Raw genomic sequence first — 1,073 nt, forward strand, 5'->3', positions numbered from 1 at the left:
CTGATGTCGTAGGTAGGTGAAGGCCTCCGGTTGTGGAGTGGAGCTGTCTAGGAACCGCTCCGCCAACCAGGAGGCCTTCGTGTCCCACGCTAACGCTGCCTTGACCCCGCGCGCACGTCTGCGTCTGGCGCGTCTGATCGTGGATGAGGGTTGGCCGGTCGCCCGGGCGGCCGAACGGTATGACGTGTCCTGGCCGACCGCGAAGCGGTGGGCTGATCGGTACGTCGAGTACGGTCCGGCCGGCATGGCGGACCGGTCATCACGTCCGCGTCGTAGCCCGTCGCGGACACCACTGCCGGTGGTGCGCAAGATTGTTCACCTGCGGTGGAAACAGCGTCTCGGCCCGGTGCAGATCGCCGGCCGGCTGAACATGGCCGCCTCGACCGTGCACGCCGTGCTGACCCGGTGCCGGGTCAACCGCCTGTCACACATCGACCGGGCGACCGGCGAACCCGTACGCCGCTACGAACATCCCCATCCCGGCGCCATGCTCCACGTCGACGTCAAGAAGTACGGCAACATCCCCGACGGCGGCGGCTGGCGCTACCTCGGCCGCGTCCAGGGCGACCGCAACCGGCAAGCGACCGCCCGCCGCACCGGAGCCCGCAACACCCATCACGCGCCCCGCGTCGGGACCGCGTTCGTGCACACCGTCGTCGACGACCACACCCGGATCGCCTACGCCGAGATCCGCGACGACGAGAAAGCCCTCACCGCGATCGACGTCCTGCGCAACGCCGTCGCCTGGTTCACCGCCCGCGGTGTCACCATCGAGCGGGTGTTGTCCGACAACGGCTCGGCCTACAAGTCCCACGCCTGGCGCGACGCCTGCACCGAACTCGGAATCACCCCGAAGAAGACCCGCCCCTACCGGCCGCAGACCAACGGAAAGGTCGAACGCTTCCACCGCACCATGACCGACGGCTGGGCCCTCGCCCGCTTCTACACCTCCGAGAGCACCCGCAGGAAGGCCCTACCAGCCTTCCTGCATCACTACAATCACCACCGACCCCACACCGCCATCGGCGGCCGGCCACCCATCACCAGGTTGACCAACGTCCCTGGGCAGTACA

General features: G+C 68.4%; 1 protein-coding gene. It reads left to right on the forward strand.

Translation table 11 applies throughout. The features are described from left to right. Nucleotides 1–79 precede the first annotated feature (79 nt). The coding region (locus tag I0C86_RS00055; protein WP_196199064.1) for an IS481 family transposase at nucleotides 80–1,073 on the forward strand (994 nt) is incomplete at its 3' end.

Origin of the sequence: Plantactinospora alkalitolerans (assembly GCF_015690345.1) — a bacterium.
Classification (GTDB): Bacteria; Actinomycetota; Actinomycetes; order Mycobacteriales; family Micromonosporaceae; genus Plantactinospora; species Plantactinospora alkalitolerans.